At 38.7% G+C, this 19,256-nt stretch carries 16 protein-coding genes; 9 read left to right on the top strand and 7 right to left on the bottom strand.

Annotation, left to right across the window (positions count from 1 at the left end; genetic code table 11):
• The first annotated feature begins 93 nt into the window (after positions 1 to 93).
• Entirely contained in the window at positions 94 to 1,017 is a 924-nt protein-coding gene (locus tag KTI79_RS02775; RefSeq protein ID WP_032054218.1) for a trypsin-like serine protease, read from the top strand.
• Positions 1,018 to 1,087: 70 nt separating this feature from the next.
• Here the strand turns inward: KTI79_RS02775 and KTI79_RS02770 are convergent, their stop codons facing one another.
• The 4 genes from KTI79_RS02770 to KTI79_RS02755 are packed head-to-tail and all read right to left on the bottom strand — an operon-like array spanning position 1,088 to position 5,588.
• Positions 1,088 to 2,593 (bottom strand): flavin-containing monooxygenase, encoded by a 1,506-nt coding sequence (locus tag KTI79_RS02770; RefSeq protein ID WP_032054217.1) that lies wholly within the window; start codon positions 2,591 to 2,593, stop codon positions 1,088 to 1,090.
• 55 nt (positions 2,594 to 2,648) lie between these two features.
• The gene (locus tag KTI79_RS02765; RefSeq protein ID WP_086376129.1) at positions 2,649 to 3,569 is read right to left on the bottom strand and encodes an alpha/beta fold hydrolase; all 921 of its coding nucleotides are present in this window, start codon (positions 3,567 to 3,569) and stop codon (positions 2,649 to 2,651) included.
• Positions 3,570 to 3,577: 8 nt separating this feature from the next.
• The gene (locus KTI79_RS02760; protein WP_032054215.1) at positions 3,578 to 4,525 is read right to left on the bottom strand and encodes a metal-dependent hydrolase; all 948 of its coding nucleotides are present in this window, start codon (positions 4,523 to 4,525) and stop codon (positions 3,578 to 3,580) included.
• 22 nt (positions 4,526 to 4,547) lie between these two features.
• On the bottom strand, positions 4,548 to 5,588 hold the full coding sequence (locus tag KTI79_RS02755) for an NAD-dependent epimerase/dehydratase family protein (RefSeq protein WP_086376128.1): 1,041 nt from the start codon (positions 5,586 to 5,588) through the stop codon (positions 4,548 to 4,550).
• A 164-nt stretch (positions 5,589 to 5,752) separates the two neighbouring features.
• Between KTI79_RS02755 and KTI79_RS02750 the strand changes: the two genes are divergently transcribed.
• The 3 genes from KTI79_RS02750 to KTI79_RS02740 all read left to right on the top strand — a co-directional run bounded on the left by KTI79_RS02750 (position 5,753) and on the right by KTI79_RS02740 (position 10,192).
• Positions 5,753 to 6,772 carry an AraC family transcriptional regulator gene (locus KTI79_RS02750; RefSeq protein ID WP_032054213.1) on the top strand — a complete coding sequence of 340 codons (1,020 nt, stop codon included), beginning with the start codon at positions 5,753 to 5,755 and terminating at the stop codon, positions 6,770 to 6,772.
• Between the two features lie 155 nt (positions 6,773 to 6,927).
• Positions 6,928 to 8,163 carry a sodium/glutamate symporter gene (gltS, locus tag KTI79_RS02745; protein WP_032054212.1) on the top strand — a complete coding sequence of 412 codons (1,236 nt, stop codon included), beginning with the start codon at positions 6,928 to 6,930 and terminating at the stop codon, positions 8,161 to 8,163.
• Positions 8,164 to 8,356: 193 nt separating this feature from the next.
• Positions 8,357 to 10,192, top strand: a complete 1,836-nt coding sequence (locus KTI79_RS02740; protein WP_032054211.1) for a monovalent cation:proton antiporter-2 (CPA2) family protein — start codon at positions 8,357 to 8,359, stop codon at positions 10,190 to 10,192.
• Positions 10,193 to 10,258: 66 nt separating this feature from the next.
• Here KTI79_RS02740 and KTI79_RS02735 read toward each other — a convergent pair whose 3' ends face one another.
• Complete coding sequence (locus KTI79_RS02735; RefSeq protein ID WP_086376127.1) at positions 10,259 to 11,161, bottom strand: ATP-binding protein; 903 nt, start codon at positions 11,159 to 11,161, stop codon at positions 10,259 to 10,261.
• Positions 11,162 to 11,257: 96 nt separating this feature from the next.
• On the opposite strand from KTI79_RS02735, the gene KTI79_RS02730 reads away from it, so the two are divergent.
• From KTI79_RS02730 to KTI79_RS02705, 5 genes are all read left to right on the top strand, one after another.
• A complete protein-coding gene (locus KTI79_RS02730) occupies positions 11,258 to 11,956 on the top strand; it encodes a FadR/GntR family transcriptional regulator (protein ID WP_032054209.1) in 699 nt (232 codons plus the stop codon).
• Between the two features lie 27 nt (positions 11,957 to 11,983).
• On the top strand, positions 11,984 to 12,193 hold the full coding sequence (locus KTI79_RS02725; protein ID WP_050679107.1) for a hypothetical protein: 210 nt from the start codon (positions 11,984 to 11,986) through the stop codon (positions 12,191 to 12,193).
• A gap of 12 nt (positions 12,194 to 12,205) precedes the next feature.
• Positions 12,206 to 12,886 (top strand): metallophosphoesterase, encoded by a 681-nt coding sequence (locus KTI79_RS02720; RefSeq protein WP_228132444.1) that lies wholly within the window; start codon positions 12,206 to 12,208, stop codon positions 12,884 to 12,886.
• Between the two features lie 450 nt (positions 12,887 to 13,336).
• Complete coding sequence (locus KTI79_RS02715) at positions 13,337 to 13,792, top strand: hypothetical protein (RefSeq protein WP_032054207.1); 456 nt, start codon at positions 13,337 to 13,339, stop codon at positions 13,790 to 13,792.
• A gap of 854 nt (positions 13,793 to 14,646) precedes the next feature.
• Positions 14,647 to 15,201, top strand: coding sequence for a TetR/AcrR family transcriptional regulator (locus KTI79_RS02705; RefSeq protein WP_032054206.1), 555 nt, complete (start codon positions 14,647 to 14,649; stop codon positions 15,199 to 15,201).
• A gap of 50 nt (positions 15,202 to 15,251) precedes the next feature.
• Here the strand turns inward: KTI79_RS02705 and KTI79_RS02700 are convergent, their stop codons facing one another.
• Together KTI79_RS02700 and aspT are read right to left on the bottom strand one after the other, a co-directional pair.
• Complete coding sequence (locus tag KTI79_RS02700) at positions 15,252 to 16,850, bottom strand: bifunctional aspartate transaminase/aspartate 4-decarboxylase (RefSeq protein WP_086376126.1); 1,599 nt, start codon at positions 16,848 to 16,850, stop codon at positions 15,252 to 15,254.
• Positions 16,851 to 16,906: 56 nt separating this feature from the next.
• On the bottom strand, positions 16,907 to 18,592 hold the full coding sequence (gene aspT / locus KTI79_RS02695; protein ID WP_032054204.1) for an aspartate-alanine antiporter: 1,686 nt from the start codon (positions 18,590 to 18,592) through the stop codon (positions 16,907 to 16,909).
• Positions 18,593 to 19,256: the final 664 nt, after the last annotated feature.

Below are 19,256 nucleotides of genomic sequence, written 5' to 3'. Positions count from 1 at the left end.
TCTGGCTGATAAATCATCACAGTCCTGTGGAATATTTATCAAAAAAACAGTCATAACGCCCTAAATACTTCTAAATATTTGAAGGAGACAAACATGTATAAAAAGAATATTGGGGGACTAATTAATGCTCTAGCATTAGTTATATACAGTTCTTCAGTCATGGCAGCAGATAACTCAAGTTCTTTTGTAAAACTAGAATTTACCGTCACCAAACCTTTTCTTTTTTTCTCACAGACATCAGGTAATACTTGTGGAGGAGTATTAGTTCGCAATGATGTTGTTTTAACAGCGGCACATTGTACGGCGGCAGTTTGGGGTGAGAGTGCAAATCAAGGCTATACGCTTGGTGGGGCAGTGAAATATGGAGCGAGCTTTTTATCTCAAGCTCAAGCATCATCTTTTAAGAAAGATGAGGGCTGGGTTGAGATTCCCGATGTAGATATCGCTTTAATACGCCTATCTCATCCTATTGATAATAATAGCGGTGCAACCATAGCCAAAATTCCAGCCGCATGTAGTCAAACTGAGGCAAGGCAAAACATTGGTCGTGGTGATGTAACGGCTTATTTAGGTCGTAGTAGTACAGGCGCGGCCTTACCTGCAAATTTATATGGCACTTCATATGTCAATATTCGAGATGTAGGCTCTTCACCATTAGCACGAGGGATTTACTACAAAGCAACTGCTTCTATGAATGCAGGGGATTCTGGTGGACCTTGGCTGTCAGATGATAATACTTTGATCGGTATTAATAACGGTATTGCGGGTACTGATAAATACGGTGCTGTAATCTGTCAGTATACTAATCAAATCAATGATGTATTGGTGAAATGGTCAGCAGCCGGAAACCAAACTGGAGCAGTAACACCACCCACTACACCGCCGTCAGTAGAGCCAACGACTCAACCGCCGGTAACAAATCCACCAACAACTTCACAGCCGACAACTGAATCTCAAACTACCGATAATGTTGTTTTTAGTTTCTTTAACTGGCTTGCTTCATTATTCGGTTTTTAATTCGTACTTATTAAAAGATCAAGATACTTCGGTATCTTGATCTTTTTTTTACTTAGATTGAATGAGTTTATTAAGCGACCACTTTAATTACTTTGGTTGTAGCGTCGTAGTCTTTCAAATTGACGTGATGCAGCTTATGTTTAATCACAAAACCAAACTCGGGCCAAATAATATGGTTACGACCCGCATCATCTAGATAATAGCTTTTACAAACATCTGGTCTTACCGGCATTTTAGCCAATCGCTTATCTATACGGTCATTAAAACGTTTTTGAACATCTGCTTTGACTTCAATACGGTCCAGACGTTGCTGCTGTATTAATTTCACCATTTTTGCGATATAAACGGATTGCTGCTCAGCGGTCCACATCACTGAACCCACGGTGTTTTGAGAGTTTGGACCTAGCATCATAAACATGTTAGGGAAACCATGAATTGACATCCCCATATATGCACGCGGTTGACGCTGCCACACATCGCTTAAACTGCGGCCGTCTGCACCTTTAATAATTTTATAAATCGCGGGTTCTGCGACGGCATAGCCAGTACCAAAAATAATGGTATCTACTTTAATTTCTTTGCCGTCTTCACCGACTACACCATTTTCAGTGATATGAGATAAGCCCTGAAAGAGGACAGTCACATTCGGTTTGGCTAAAGCGGTATACCAGTTATTAGAAAACATTGGACGCTTACAACCTAAGGTATGTGTAGGTGTTAATGCCTTACGCATTTCTGGGTCTTTAACACCTAAAAAGATGTTTAACTTTCCTAAGGCATGCAGTTTTCGCATGATGTTTTCATTCATGAAAATTGGAAGTGAAGGTTCTAGGCTCCACAGCGCACTTTCACGAATAATTTTTTCTAGAATTGGCGCTTTCTTAAATGTAACTTTTACAATATTTGGAACGGCAAAGTCCGGTTTTGGTAAAACCCATGAAGGCGTACGTTGGAAACTATAAAGATGACCAACTTTAGGCTGAATGGCTGGTAAAAACTGAATAGCTGAAGCGCCGCTACCGATCACAGCTACTTTTTCACCTGTTAAATCATGCTCATGATTCCACTTACCTGAGTGAAACATAGTGCCTTTAAACTTTTCTTGACCTGGGAAGCTCGGCATTTTTGCTTCGCCAATAAAGCCTGTCGCAGGTACAAAGATTTTTGCACTAAATTTTTTACCATCACGTGTGCTAATGAGCCAGCGATTTAGGCCATTATTCCATTCGGCATTAATCACTTCAGTGTTGAGTTTAATCTGATTCACAATCTCAAACTTATAAGCCACATCTTCTAAATATTGTCGAATTTCGGCTTGAGGCGCATAGGTTCGTGACCAGTTCGGATTTGGCGCATATCCCAGAGAGTACATTTCACTCGGTACGTCACAAAATAGGCCCGGATAATCATTTAAAGCCCATGTGCCACCAATACGGCTAGCCATATCTAAAATGACAACGTTTTTAATTCCTTGCTCTTTTAACTTGATGCAAGTACTTAAACCTGAGGGACCAGCTCCAATAATAAGTACATCTACAAGTTGAGTTGGGGTAGAGGGTTTGACTAATTTATTCATAGAAAAATCCTGAAATAAAGTATAAATGACTTGGCTGATAGAGTTGCGTGCAGCCTTAAGTGGAGCGATCAGTCTTCTGAAAATGTTGAATTAAGTACTGAGCGATAATGTTGGGTTGTTCAGCTTGTAAAAAATGACCGCAGCCGAGAACGTAGACACTCTCAATTCCTTGTGGGAAATAAGATGGCTGAGCTAAAGCTTGATGTAGCCGTATATTCATACAACCATCGTCCAAACCAGCTACAGCCAATGTGGGGGTAGTGACTGGACTTAATAAATGCCGATTTGCTTTGAGATTGTCCGAATTTAAAACTGCAAATAAGTTGTGGTAATAGCGGGTAGCCGCCCAAGCAATAACTGGATTTTGAAAAGCCGAGCGGGTAGGTGAAAAATCTGACTCAGTAAAATTCCAAGTAGGTGACCATTTACGCCAGATTTTTTCTACAAAACTTGCGTTATTACGAGATAACACCTGTTCAGCAAATCTTGATTGCATGAGCAACATATAAGAAGACATGTAGAGCTGACGTGGGAAATTAGGTAAGGCTTTAAAAATATCCTTAAGATTTGGAATAGGAGGAACGGCCAACAAACTCATACTATGCAAAGCTTCGAATTGACCACTTGCAAAGCTCATTGCAATTGCCGCTCCCCAGTCATGTCCTACGAGGTGAGCTTTATTTTTTAAGCGCCCTTTTGCTTTTAAAAGTTCTAACCAAGCTGCTAAATCTGCAAGAGCAGAGGCGAGACCGTAATGTGCCTGCCGATTTACAGAATCTTGGGTGTAACCACGCAACCAAGGGACAAAAACTTGATAGCCTGCTTTTACGAGTAAAGGGTATACGTGGTCCCAGCTATGAGGCGTGTCGGGAAAGCCATGTATAAGTACCACCAAAGAGGCATCAGCTTCACCATATAGAGTCCCGTGCAAAGTGAGTCCATCACGGTTTAACGTTAATTGCTCGACTTGAATCATGGTACTGCTCAGCTTTTCATTTTTGAAGAAAGCGCTTTGGCATAAGCCTCTGCGGCTAATTGAGCTGCTGGTGACTGTGCTAAATAAGCTAAAGCTTTTTCGACATCACCATCATGTTCAGGGTGATAGCTCAATTTGCTCCATCCTTTTAAAGCAGTCAAAATCATGCCGAGATCAGGTAAGCTTTTCTTTTTCTTTGCAGTTTTTTGAAATAGCCAAACTAAAGCCAATGGATTTTTTTTAGCAATTTTTTGGGCTTCTTTGGTTCCATCGAGATGACAAAGATAGACCGTTGAACCGAGCCAGAACCCAACCATTGCAGCAAAAGCAAATCCCATGCTGAGCTGTCTGCCTAAATAGCCTTTAACGCCGTCTCCAGCTAAAGCTCGATAAGCATCATAGCCAACTGTGCGATGCTCAACTTCTTCGGCACCGTGCCAGCGCACAATATCTAGCATGGCTGGATCTGCACCTTCTAGGCCTTCTGCATCTAAGGCCCATGTGCCAAAGAAACAGAAATAGTGTTCAAGCCCAGCAATAATGCCCATACGAAAGGCGAGCCATTGTTTTGGATAGCGCTTAAAAGGGCCATAAATTCCAAAAGGAGTGTCGCCCATAAAGCCATCTTTAAAGAACCAGTTTAAAAAATCTTTAAAAGGTGTTGGATCTATACCATGGGTCTGAAAATAAATCTCTGCACCCTTATGTGCATTGGCATGGGCCGCTTCTTGGGCAATAAAACCACGGATATCTGCTTTTAGGTTTTTATCTTCAACATAGGGCAACGTTTTATTTGCAAGGCGACAAAACCAGTGCTCAACAGCAGGTAAAAGAACATGCATGCTGTTCAGCACATGTGTCGTTAACACATCGTTTGGAACCCAATGCCGAGGTGTTTGAGAAAAATCAAACTGTACTTTCCGTGCAATAATATTATGATCAATAAATGTGCTCATAGTAGAATCCTGCCTACTTAAATCAGATCGAAATTGACTCAATTTTTTTGATCAAGCTACGAGATTTGACGTAACCATTGGCTGCAAACCACTGCAATGCATCACGTACTGCAATTTCAACGGGCGTTTGAGGAAGTCCAAGCTCTTGAATAGCTTTTGTACAATTAAATGAGGTGCCGAGCTGACCGATTTTGGCTGCCGAAGGGGTCACAAGAGGAGCTTTATGAGTAATATGCTCTGTTACCCACAAAGCTGCATGGCCCGCAAGCTGAGATGAGACGCCTTCAACTACACTTGGAATGGTCATTACTGGGCGCCAGATGCCTAAGAGCTGATGAACTGTTTTTGCCATTGCTACGCCATCAAGATCTCGATTACCTAAAATATAGGTCTCGCCACTTTTACCTTTTTGTGCGGCCAAAACATGGCCTTTTGCTACATCACGTACATCGACCATGTTGTTAATTGCACCCGGTACAGCAAGGGCAGGCATGGTAGCGATGGTGAGTAAAAGTTTTCCTGTCGGGGTTGGGGCAATATCTTGAGGGCCAATTGGACCTGTCGGGCAGACAATCACAATATCTAAGCCGCCCGCGGCAAACTGTAAGGCAACCTGATGTGCTTCAAATTTTGTTAAAACGTATGCATCTCCAGTCGCGCCTAAAGCAAATGGACTTGTTTCGGTGGCCTGAATGCCTTTGGGTTGACCTGCAAAACATGCGCCTGTACTGGTATAAACAACACGTTTAACACCAGCCTTTTTTGCAGCATTGAGTACGGTTCGTGTTCCTTCAACATTGACTTTACGCATAAGCTCAGGCTTCGGAAGCCATAAGGCATAAATTGCGGCAGTATGAAAAACCAAATCACAACCAGATACCGCTTCATCCATTTTTGCTGGGTCGGTAATGTCGCCTGCAATTAACTCAACATCTAACCCTTCTAAATTGGTTAATTTTTCTTGAGGTAAATGCAGTACACGTACTTCGTAATTCTCATTGAGTAAAGTACGTACAATGTGGGAACCAATAAAACCAGCACCACCAGTAACCAGAGCTTTCATATTTCACCAATCTTTATTAGATTTTTATCCTGTACGAAGTGGATAAAAATGCGGCAACTTAGTAAGAGGTACTATGCCGAATCTGAAATATGTGTCATAGTTCTTGAAATGACAGTTTTGACCATTTCACGACATTTTATCGAGAAAAATAAAGAGAGCGTATTGTGAATCCGTCTTTACCAGGAACCTATGTCAGCCTTATGGCTGATGTCGTCCAAAAGCTAAATGTATCTCCTGAAGAACTCTTGGAAGGAAGTGGAGTTTCTGTTGAGCAACTGTTGGAACCCTTTTGGTATTTAGATTTCAATATTTTTAATGATCTACTGAATAGAGCAGTCGAACTGACCAATGAGCCTGCATTAGGTATCTATCTTGGTCTGCAAATGACCGTGTCTTGTCATGGTTCGGTTGGTCTTGCTGCAATGGTTTCACAAAATTTGGGTGAAGCTTTAAATGTGATGGAACAGTTTATTGGACTACGTTGTCCAGCGCTAAAACCACGACTTGAAATCGAAAACGATGTAGCTTTGTTATATTTAGATCAACCCATGGCAAACTTTAAAATGGGGATTGTAGGGATGACATTTTTGATGGTGGGCTTTGCCCAAATGTCGAATGCCATTACCGGGCAAAAATTAGAAATAAAAGCCGAATTAAATTACCCTGAACCTGCTTTTTTAGAGCAAGTTAAAGACTTACTGCCATGTGAGATTCAATTTAATCAGCCATTCAACCGTTTGGTTTTTTCTGAAACTTTTTTGGCATTGCCATTAATTATGGCTGACCCATTGGCGGCACGTTTAGCTCGTGAACAGTGTAAACATGATTTAAACAAGTTAGTTGCTAAACGTGGTGAAAAACATCCGCTTACGGCTTTAGTCCGTGAGTTACTTTTTGATGAAGTAGAAGGCTTCTTTAAAATGAAAGATGTTGCCGAAAAATTGCATTTAACTGAAAGAACGTTGCAACGTCAGTTAGCAAAAGAAGGGGTTACTTTTCAAATTTTGTTAGATCAGGTCCGAGAGCGTCATGCAAAAAAATTATTAAATCATCATGAATATAGTATTTCTTATATTTCCGAGAAACTTGGTTATTCTGAAGTTACTCATTTTACTCGAGCATTTAAGCGGTGGACTAAACAAACTCCGAAACAATATCGAAATTTAAGAGAGAATACATCATGATTTTTACTAAATACTCAAAATAAAATATTGATTTATTTAGATATTGTTTAATAAAGAGGGATTTTGTAAAGTTTGTTTGTCTTTTTTTTAAATATTAAAAATAAAAATATAATTATTTTACAATCTGTTAGGAACGTAATCAGAAAGTAGTATATATGGAATTTGTTTTTAATGGTTTTTATACACTAATTTCGGCGGTTATCGTCTTATTGTTGGGCCGCTTTCTTGTAAATCGAATTGATTTTTTAAAACGCTACAATATTCCCGAACCTGTAGCTGGTGGTTTAGTAGCTGCTGTAGTTTCTCTACTCATCCACACTTTGTGGGGGTATAGCATTGTTTTTAGTAGCGAATTACAAACTAGCTTTATGCTCGTGTTCTTCGCTTCAATTGGTTTAAGTGCCAATTTTATGAAGCTTAAAGAAGGTGGTATGGCTTTAGTCATCTTCTTGGTTTGTGTAGCTTCATTTATTGTTGTGCAAAATGCTGTAGGTATGAGTCTTGCGACTTTACTTGGTCTTGATCCACTCATTGGTTTAATTGCTGGTTCAATTACCTTAACAGGTGGTCATGGTACAGCTGGCGCATGGGGTGAAATTTTAGAAACCCAGCATGGTATTCAAGGTGCTTTAGCATTAGGGATGGCGAGCGCGACTTTTGGTTTGATTATTGGTGGTGTGATTGGCGGGCCGTTAGCGAAACTGCTTATCAACCGTTACGGTCTTGCTCAAGCAAAAACTAATGCTGAAATCCAAAATCGTGATACGCATGTTGAACAAAACTCAGATGACCTTGCACCGTTTGAAAACCCTCATCAAGTTCGTTTAATTACAGCAGATAATGCGATTACTACGCTGGGTATGTTTGCAGCATGTTTAGCGTTTGCTGAATTTATGACTGGCTTTAGTAAGGGAACTTGGTTCGAGTTACCAACTTTCGTTTGGGCACTTGGTGGCGGTGTCATCTTAAGAAATATTTTAGAAAGCGTGTTGAAAATTGATATTTTCGACCGTGCGATTGATGTGTTTGGTAACGCATCTTTGTCACTTTATTTAGCAATGGCATTGCTTTCGTTAAAACTTTGGCAACTTGCAGATTTGGCTGGTCCGCTTGTAGTGATTTTAGGTGCTCAAACACTGACCATGGCTTTATATGCGGCATTTGTGACGTTCCGCGTCATGGGTAAAAATTACGATGCGGCAGTGTTAGCAGCAGGTCATTGTGGTTTCGGTATGGGCGCAACTCCAACCGCCGTTGCAAATATGCAAGCCATTACCAATATGTATGGTCCATCGCATAAGGCCTTTTTGATTGTTCCGCTTTGTGGCGCATTCTTTGTCGACTTAATTAATGCAACGGTTATTCAGCTCATGTTGAAATTCATTGCTTAATTAAAAAAAAGCCCGTTAGGGCTTTTTTTACGGCTGTTTATCTATGAGTATTTGATTCGTATTTCTAGGTCCAATTTTTATTTCCGAATAATTTAGTCATTTTATTTTTAGGACGCTTTTTCTCAAAACTAATAATCGCCCTTAAACCTCGTTTCACATAGAATAAATTGCAGATAAATAAAATGAGAAATGTATGAGCTCAGAAGCACATTCAATTAGCTTAGTTGCCCCTGTGGTTTTATTGGCGGCTGCTGTCATTGCAGTCCCTATTTTTAAACGTATTGGTTTAGGTTCAGTACTTGGTTATTTAATTGCAGGTCTGATTATTGGCCCATTCGGTTTTGCTTTTTTTCAAGATTCTGCCGCAATTTTGCATATTGCCGAGTTAGGAATTGTGATCTACCTCTTTGTGATTGGTTTGGAAATGCAACCCTCACATTTGTGGAGTCTTAGACGCGAAATTTTTGGCCTTGGTACGCTACAGATTATTATTTGCGCGCTGGCTTTGACTGGCGTTGGGCTGTTATTTGGTTTTACGTGGCAAGTTGCTTTTATTGGTGCGGCAGGGTTTGTATTAACCTCAACTGCGATTGTGATGCAGTTATTGGGTGATCGGGGTGATTTGACTCAGCCACGTGGGCAAAAGATTGTAGCCATCTTACTATTTGAAGATTTACTCATTGTGCCATTGCTGGCTATTGTTGCTTTTATGGCACCGAATCATGTGGTCGAAAGCACATCGGTACGATTAGAAAATATAGGAATTGGTTTACTCGCAATTGCAGGGCTTATTGCTGCAGGGTATTGGTTACTTAATCCATTATTTAGACTCTTGGCTGCTGCTAAAGCCCGAGAGGTCATGACTGCCGCCGCATTATTGGTGGTGTTGGGTGCGGCATTACTGATGCAAGTCAGCGGTTTGTCTATGGCAATGGGGGCTTTTTTAGCGGGTGTACTTTTATCTGAATCAACATTTAGACATCAAATTGAAGCGGATATTGAACCGTTCCGTGGAATCTTGCTGGGCCTGTTTTTCCTTGGCGTGGGTATGTCACTGGACTTATCGGTAGTTGCTCAGAACTGGCAAATTATTGTGAGTGGCGTAGTTGCCCTGATGTTTGTCAAAGCGCTGATGATTTATATAGTCGCCCGAGTAACGAAAAGCTCTCATACTGAAGCATTAGACCGCGCTTTACTTATGGCTCAAGGTGGAGAGTTTGCCTTTGTACTTTTCTCGGCTGCGCTAAGTGCACAAGTTATTGATAGTACCGTTAAATCTAATCTGACCGCTATTGTTGTGCTTTCAATGGTGTTGACCCCAATTGTCGGTATTATTTTTAAACGTTTTACTCAAGCAAAAACGAAGGTTTCATTAGAAAATATCAATATTGCCGAGGGTTTAAGCGGTAGCGTTTTAATGATTGGATTTGGACGTTTTGGACAGGTCACCAGTCAATTATTGTTAGCAAGAGGTGTCGATGTCACCATTATTGATAATAATACCGACATGATTAGAAACGCCGAAAAATTTGGTTTTAAAATTTATTATGGAGATGGCTGCCGTCTAGATATTCTGCATGCGTCTGGCGCGGCAACAGCACAAGCGATTGTGGTTTGTGTAGATAGCAAGGAAACGACCAATCGAATTGTAGAGCTCGTGACCCATGAATTTCCTTTAGCAAAACTATTAGTCCGTTCATATGACCGTGAGCATTCACTACATTTAGTCAAACAAAAAGTGGACTTTATGATCCGTGAAACATTTGAATCTGCAATTAAGTTTGGTGGCGTGATTTTGCAAGAGCTTGGTGTGGATGAAGACGAGGTAGAAAGAATTACCGAGGAAATTCGTGATTTGGATAATGAGCGTTTTGAAACTGAAATCGCGGCAGATGACGTAAATGCAGGAGTAGGTATGCAATATACACACACTCATCATCCAAGACCGACTGCACCATTGATTCGACCAAAACAAGAAGGGCGGATTTTAAATAAGGAAGATACCTCAGAAAATGAGAGTGTTGATTAGTTAAAACTTCAGTAAAAGCTCTCTTTAAAAGAACTTTTACTGAAAATATTTTTTGGCCAGAAAAGCTTAAACCGCTAAACCTGCTGCGCTCAGCATTTCTTGGCCCACAATCATTTTGGCAAATTGATTGGCGATTCTTCCTGAACGGTTACCTTGCTGAGTCGCATATTGAATAGCTTTTAACTGAATTGTTTCCCAGCTTTCGCGCTGTTGCCATTCATATTCATTTAGCCAGTATTGAACTGTTTTTAAATATTCTTGCTGGCTAAAACCATAAAAATTAATTTGTAGACCAAATCTGTCCGCTAAAGAAATCTTTTGTTCAATGCTGTCACCTGGGCGTAACTCGCCGTTTTCGCCCACATTTAACTCGGTATTATCTTTATTGTATTCGGCCACCATATGCTTTCGATTGGACGTCGCATAAATAAGAGTGTTGTCTGAGCTAGTGGCTAATGAACCGTCTAACACTGTTTTTAAAGTCGCATAACTTGTGTCACCAGCTTCAAACGCCAAATCATCACAAAAGATGATAAAACGCTCTTCACGATCTTGCAGCAAGTTAATGATTTTAGGTAAATCTTCTAGATACTTTTTCTCAAGCTCAATCACTCGAAGACCCAAGTGGTGATATTCATTTAAACAGGCTTTTACAATAGATGACTTACCCGTGCCACGTGAGCCAGTCATGAGTACATTATTTGCCAATAACCCTTTTGCAAAAGCTTCGGTGTTTAACTTCACTTTGGTCAGTTGGTGGTCGATATTGCACAGATGATTAAACGAAATGAGTTGAGGTTTACGAATAGCAATGAGTGAACCTTTGTTATTTTCTCTTTCCCATCTAAAGGCAATCGCTTCATCTAAGACGTCCACAGAAACTTCTTGGGTTTTAGAAATCTTTTCGACCGCCTGAGTAAGTTTTTGAATTTCAAAAATAAGATTTGAAATTGTCTGACTTAATTCCATGAGTTTAACCTTTTAAAAAGTAAGAAAGAGAATTTGAATAATCAAACATAGGATGATAGTATCACCGTATGTTTTCGCTTGCTAGTACCAATTTTAATGATTGAGCAAATCCAAAAAAGATCTCTCGTAGACGAAGTAATTCATGTCATACGCCAGAATATTAAAAATGACATTTGGAAAGTAGACGAGAAAATTCCAACTGAACCCGAGCTTGTGCAAGGTTTAGGGGTGGGGCGAAACACCATCCGCGAAGCAATTAAAATTTTAGAATATTTAGGTGTTTTAGAAGTCAAACAAGGGCTTGGCACCTTTGTACGAACCAAAAATGACTTTTCGATTGTGATTAATTCAATTCATCATTCTGACTTATACGAACATGTAGAAGTGAGATGTTTATTAGAAATTGAAATTGCCAAATTAGCTGCTCGACATAGTACGCCTGAAGATATGCGTGATGTCATTGAGTGCTTGGAAAATAGAGCTAAAACAAACGAAGAAGACGTCGCTAACTTCATGTTAAGTGACAAGAAACTACATTTAGCAATTGCTAAAGCGACTCATAATAAAGCCTTACAAGCAACCTATGAATATTTTTTAAACTCAAGCTACCAATACACTTTAGAGTTGGTGACCAATAAAAATTTACCCGATCCAAATCAGCAAATACATAGTGAGCTTGTTCAAGCCATTTCTAAAAAATCTGAGACAGAAGCCATGAAAATTGCTGAATCTATGTTGGCTCCGATTTTACATTCGTTAGATTCAATTAAAACTAACGCTACACAGCAAAACTGAATAGCTAGACCAAACACTATGAGTTTTATGATTGTTTCGAACAACTTTGATGTTCCTTACTATTTAAATATCCGTAAAGAAAAAGGAATGACTGCCTACTATTGGGCAACCCATCAATCTGAGTTGGCTTTATTTGAGTCTTACGAATTGGCTTATCAGTTTTATTTTCCATCTCGACATATCTGGATTCGAAGTGAAGTTAAAGCTTTTGCTCAACATGGTGAAAATAAAGCTTAAACGATGAGAGAGATGTGCAAGGTCATTCAAGATGCTGATTTAAAATATCAAAATATATATGTAGTGGGTGATATACACGGCTGTTATTCACTTTTAATGAAAGAACTTGCAGACCTTAAATTTAACTTTGAGCAAGATTTATTAATTAGTGTGGGTGATATCGTTGATAAAGGTCCGCAGAGTTATGAGTGCCTTGAGCTTATAGATAAAAAGTGGTTTACGATGGTTCGGGGCAATCACGAAGAACTATGTATTCAAGGCAACTATAATTCTTACTTTCGAAAAATCCATGAAAAATATGGCGGTGAATGGTTTTATGCACTAGAGGACAACACTCGAAGCCAGATTGTCGCTCAGTTAAAAAAACTACCGATTATGCTTGAGCTGCATACACACCGAAAAAAGATTGGCATCCTTCATGGAGATATGCGGCTCGATAATTGGGATGCCTTGAAAGCGCATGTTGAGATGAAGAACTCGGAAGTTTCTAATACGTTCTTATCTTATGCCGACGTTTTATGGGGTAGGTCTCGTATAAAAAATAAAGAAGATTACGGTATTGTTCAAAATATTGACGAGATTTATTTAGGCCATACAGTCGTTGAAACTATGCTGAAGCTAAATAACTGCTTTTTTATCGATACAGGTGCATATCAATCAAACAATCTTACTTTAGTGAAGTTAGATTTTTAATGATCTTTATGAGCCAGATTAGAAATGCTCTCAAGCTATGCCTTTAACTGGGTTGTGGTACTAATAAAATCGCAATTAGTTTTGATAAAAATGTGATGAATTTCTCGTTTTTACGTTTTTTATACTTGGACTTATTTTTACCCCTAAAACACTCATAAATTAAATTGGATTAATATTGAAAAACTATAAAAAAATATATTTTCTTTTAAACCATATTCATTGCTATGCTTAAGAAAGGATAATAAATTATATATTTATGCTATTGTTTTTTATAAAAATAATTGGTGAATAATAACTATTTAGAAAAAAAGAAAATTAATTAGAAATATCTATTAATAATAACTATACATTAGTTACCTAATGTTTCTTAATATTACAAGATGTTACCTAAGTTAAAGCATACTTACTTAAGAGCAGTCCAAATACCACTTAATAAATAGAGATACTTTAATGCCTCAATATCTGATAATTGCAGAAAGTGTGTATAGGAAAGTTGAAGAAAATGAGCTCTTTTCAGATGACACCATTGAAAACCTTAATAATCTGATGACTTTTATTCGTAAAGAAATAGCAGGAACCGTATTTAAACTTAAGTACAACTACATTGATTTCAATGAAGCTTTTAGTAAACCTCTCCATGAGTGTAAGGTGAAAATTGATGTAAGTTTAATTCCGCATTACAGTCATGAAGATGAATATATTTTATGGCTAGCAGGATTTGTCGAAAAAATTACTGAAGGCGGCCCTAAAACCCCACCTCCCATCAAGAATTTTATTCCTGAGTTTATTAGCTTAAGACTAGAGTTTGACTCAGTTGCTTTACCCGATGACAAACCTAAAAATCAGGGTGAGGAAATTACTGAGTACTTCAATTCTCAAGCTTTCACAAAAACTTTGAAAAAGTGAAAATGATGGGGTAAATACAAATTTCAGAAAACCGCCTTCGGGCGTTTTTTTTAATTGAATTGTCATAAACAAAGGTTAATTTAGACTCATAACAAAAATGATGAAGATTGTCGCGAACAATAAAATCAAAAGCAATTTTCACAGACGTGGTCGTGAGGTAATTAGGGCTAATTCGAAAGAGTTGGCTTTTTTGTTTGCAAATATAATTTTAGTTTAAATGTTTAGCTTCTTTAAAGTTGAACTTGGTTATTATTAAGATTCAATATCTAATTGAATGAAAAACAATAATTATTTAACTATTTTCTATTCAACCTTACATTGACACTCTAAACCTTGCCGATTATCCTTTGCCTGCTGACCTACATTGTCAGCGGGTTTTAGCAGACCCTATTTAACAAAGACGATATACGGAACCTAGTTTTGTGTATCGTGAACTCGTTCGCCCCCTTTTTCTCTATGGTAGGGCGGAAGGGGGACACCTTCGGGTGTGCTGGTTTCTTTGTTGCCAGTCTGCTAACCCTCTTTCGTCCTGCCACCATCATTTAGCAGTGATCGGTAGGATTTCTTTTATTAACAAAGGAGTCCGCTCATGCGTACTAATTCTTTTTCTTTATTGGCCTTTGCCAAATTCTCTCTATCCATACCGCTTAAACAGTTTTTAAAAAGGCTGAATCGACTCTAGGTTTCTACACTTTAAGAATCGTTACGACTAAAACATAGCAACAATAAACCAGAGATAGGCGAGCACACCATTATTGTGCAGCTTCCGCTTGCCTGTATTTAGCACTCATTTTAAGAGTGACAGCATTTCTATCTCTTTTATATACAACAAAAAATTATTTTAAGCGGTATACATGAAAAATTTAGAATCTTCGTTTAGAGCACTCAGAGTGCTTCACACAGCAAAAGACTTATTTAATTTATATGGATTTAATAAGGTTGGTATTGACCGCATTATTGCTGAGGCCAAAATTCCCAAAGCCACTTTCTACAACATCTTTCATTCAAAAGCACGACTCATCGAAATGTGTCTCACTTTCCAAACGGAGGCACTCAAAGTAAAAGTATGTTCAATTTTCAATTCTTATCGTGAGCAAATGGTGCTCGATAAACTCAAGGAGGTTTATTTTCTTCATGCCCATTTAGAAGGATTTTACCATTTGCCATTTAAGGCAATTTTTGAAATTGAAAAACTCTATCCGATTGCCTATAAGGTGGTAATTGATTATCGCGATTGGTTAATTAATGAAATTTATAAGCTGCTTTTAACGCTAAAATCGACTGCTTCAGCCCAAGATGCCTATATGTTTTTATTTATGATTGATGGAGCAATGGTTCAGCTTGCAGGGGAGAATCAGATAGATGATCGAGAGAGATTATTTAATTATTTTTTAACCATGGTGTGTTAGTTCTAGCTTATATAAAGTGAGGCTACTAGCGCCTCACTTTATATAGACGTTTATTTGCCGTTTTTAATTTTTAAATATTCCTCGTAAGCTTCATCAGCAAAGCGTCTTAGAGAATCACCAATTGCAGCATATTGGTATTCATTCAGGTTGGCTAAAGACGCACGGGCAGAAGGGTGCTGCACACCGAAGCCCGAACCTGGCAGTAAAACTACACCTGTTTCATCAGCTACTCTAAATAACAGTTCAGTTGGGTTTTTATTTTTCATAACCCAATCGGCAAACTCATCTCCATAGAGAATACGTGAGGTATTTTCAAGGTTGACTAGGGTGTAATAGTCCACAGCATTTGGATCTGTTGGAACCTCGACGCCAAGTTGGCGATAAAGTGCCGCATCACGTTCACGAACAACAGATTTAACCGCTTTTTTGTAGCTTTGGCGTGAGTCCATCATATTAAACAAGGCAAATAAAACCATTTGAACTTGCTGTGGGGTAGACAGACCAGCGGTATGATTCAAAGCAACATTTCGGCTATCGGCAACTAAGCGGTCAATAAACTTAATGCTTGCTGGGTCTGTAGTTAAAGATGAATAGCGCTCTTCAAGCTCTTTCTTCTCTTTTTTCGGTAAGTTGGCAATTTGTTTATCGAGCACATTGTTATTTGAAAGTGCAATGACACCCAGTCGCCAACCAGTCGCACCAAAGTATTTAGAGAACGAGTAAACCAAAATTGTATTGTCAGGACAGATCGCAAATAGTGATTTGAAATTATCGGCAAATGTACCGTAAACGTCATCTGTCAAAATGATCAGATCGGGGCGTTTTTTGACGATATCAGCCAATATCGCAAGTCCTTCATCACTCATTTTTACCGATGGCGGGTTACTTGGGTTGACTAAAAAGAACGCTTTAATCGATGGATCTTCTAACTTTCTAAGCTCCGACTCTGGATATTGCCAATCGAGTTTAGGGTCTGCCGCAATTAATACTTCTTCGAGTTGATAATCATTGAGTTTTGGAATCTCAAGATATGGCGTAAAAATAGGACTACCAATGGCAATACGGTCGCCATTTTTTATAATTTTATTTTCTTTTAATGAGTTAAAAATATAGGCCATTGCTGCGGTTCCGCCTTCAACCGCAAACAAATCTAAGTCTCTTTTTTGCATGCCTTGTACGCCCATTTCCCGCAAGACGTACTCTTTAATAATCGTTTCACTTACTCTGAGCATTCGGTCTGGCACCGGATAGTTACACCCTAAAATCCCTTCAACCATTTCAAGTAAAAAAAGATCTGGGTCTAAGCCTAACTGGTCGCGTACATAAGACACAGCTTTACCTAAAAAGACCACACCGGGTTTGTTACGGTTTTCCAAAATGAAGTTATCAAAACGTGCCTGAAGTCCAACGGGGCGCGGGAAACCACCTAAGCCTTCTGGCATATAGGAAAATGAAAATTCAGATTCGGTCGCAGAAAACAAACCCAATTGAAAGAAGGCTCTACGTGGGATAGTAGCAAGAAAGTTCGGGTTACCACGCCCAGCATTTAACATCATTCGATCAGTTCTGCTTTGAGCTAATGCGATTAAATTATCTTTAAGTTCAAATGGGCTGAGTTTTGCGTATTTAGAATAATCGACTTTCCCCATGGGGCGTCTCCTTAATTATAGTGAGATGAATAAAATTTCTAATTCAATGTATAAAATCAGGCCAAGCCTACGATCAGTGGTCCGAGTAAAGTCAAGAACACATTTGCTAGGGCATAGGTGATTGCAAATGGAACGGTCGGGATAGAGTTTCCTGCTTTGTCTAAGATTGCACCAAATGCAGGGTTTGCACTGCGTGAACCAGATAGCGCACCAGCCATAACTGCAACGTTTTTATAACGCAGAACGTAACGAGCAAACAGCATAGAAAGTAGGAGAGGAACCAGTGTGACCACAACCCCAATCATAAAGAGAGAAAGACCACTTTCTTTAATAGTTTGAATGGCCTGTAAACCTGATTGTAAGCCGACGGCAGCAACGAAGCCTGCAAGTCCCAAATCTTTAAGAAGCTGTGAGGCTGCTAAAGGCATATTGCCATGCACCTGATTTCTGCTTCGAATCCAACCAAACAGAAGACCTGATAGTAAAGCACCACCACCAGCACCAAGCGTTAGTGGCACATCACCCAGACGAATCACAAAAAGACCAATGACTAAACCGACCACAAGGCCTGCGCCATGAAAAATCCAGTCCGTTTTTAGGCTTTCAGGTAGGGCTTTACCTGCTTCTTTCACCAAGCGGTCAAGATCGCTTTTTGTACCGTATACGGTGACTACGTCGCCTTGGCGTAAAACGGTATCATCACTTAAAGGTTGTGACTCATCATTGCGTTTAATCGCAAGTACATAAATACCGTGCTTTAAGTAGGCAGGCGTGTTGGCCTTCACATCCCCTAAAGTACGGTTGAGATATTTGGAATTTCTTAGGATGACATCGCTGGTATCCATAATCATTTCCATACCTTGCGATGACTGTAATTCGCTACCGATTTGCTCGGCAACTGAAACTACATTGGCACGGCGACCAACCAGTAAAATGACGTCGTCAGTTTGTAAAGTTAGTTCAGGAGCAACATCAATAAACTGATCTTTACGTTTTAACCGTTCAATCGTAATACTCGGCTCTTTTGCTTCAATCTCCGCAATAGTAAGCCCATTGGCTTGTTTAACTTTATAAATACGACCCACAATTTCCGGCATGGCAAGCTCTTGACCCGGGGCTAATTCAAAAGCGCCTTTGAGTCGTTCACTCTGAGCTTTTAATGCATCGTCGTGAATTTCTTTACCCATAAATTTAGGCAAGATATTCACACAGACAATAATTGCTCCCAATGAACCGAAAATGTAAGTGACCGCATAGCCAATCGCGACATTTGCTTGAAGTCTTTGAATTTCTGCGAGAGGGAGATCGAGTCTAGAAATTGCATCTCCCGCAGTCCCAATAATGGCTGATTGAGTCATTCCGCCCGCAGCGAGACCCGCAGCCAAGCCTTTATCGAGATGAAAAATTTTAGCCATCACTAAAACAGTAACTAAACCACACACTGCCATGAATACTGCTAAAAGAATTTCTTTTATAGACTGTGGCCCAAGCGATTTAAAAAACTGAGGGCCACTTTCAAAGCCTACTGCGTAAATGAAGAGAGCAAATAAAATTGCTTTAACGCCATTATCGACAGGTACGCCAATAAGACTTAAAACAACTGCGACAAGTAAGGAGCCTGCAACTCCACCAAACTGAAACTTTCCAAACTGGAATTGTCCAATCCAGAAGCCAATTGCGAGTGATAAGAACAATAATATTTCGGGACTGTGCTTTAAAACACCTTGTAACCATTCAATCATTTTGATCTCACTTTTATTATTAGCTCTATCTTTAATATATAAATTTATTTATTTTTTCATTTTTAAAATACATTATGGAAATTACTTAAGCAAACATCAAAGTTTAGAGGTTTTCTTAAGTATAATTATAAAAATTAATGTATTTAAAGTGCTTGTAATCCATTGTGTAACAGTAATTCTGAGTATTTAAATCAGCTTTTATTTTTTTTAATATAAGGTAAATTTTACTTACAATAATATAAAAAACATTTCATAAAATAAAATAATTTTACTTCGTCTTATTTTTAAATAAATTTATATAGTTTATTGATATATAATAAATTTTAATTTTTTGTTATTTGCTTGGTTATTTTTAATTAAATTAGAAGCTAACCTACTTAAAATTAACTTTTTGTTAAATTGGTCTCAAAATATTATGTATTTGAAGTTTAATAAAGTTCATTTAGATATACTAAAACCCTAGTATTGTAATGCCTTCTTTCTTAATTACTCTACTTTTAAGAAAGTTAATTATTTCTAAAATCATCTTTAGGGCTTGTAATTTAAAAACTCAGAATTTCTTCGCAAAGAACTTTGTTTCTTCTTTGAATATAAGCTGTAATGAATTGTCATACTTATTACTCTGGGCTATAAAAAATGAAGTTTATATAACTTCAATAATCTC

The sequence above is a fragment of the Acinetobacter sp. WU_MDCI_Abxd143 genome, assembly GCF_025514195.1.
Classification (GTDB): domain Bacteria; phylum Pseudomonadota; class Gammaproteobacteria; order Pseudomonadales; family Moraxellaceae; genus Acinetobacter; species Acinetobacter pittii_H.
Note: the sequence above shows the minus strand (reverse complement) of the source record. Positions and strands in the feature narration are given on the sequence as shown.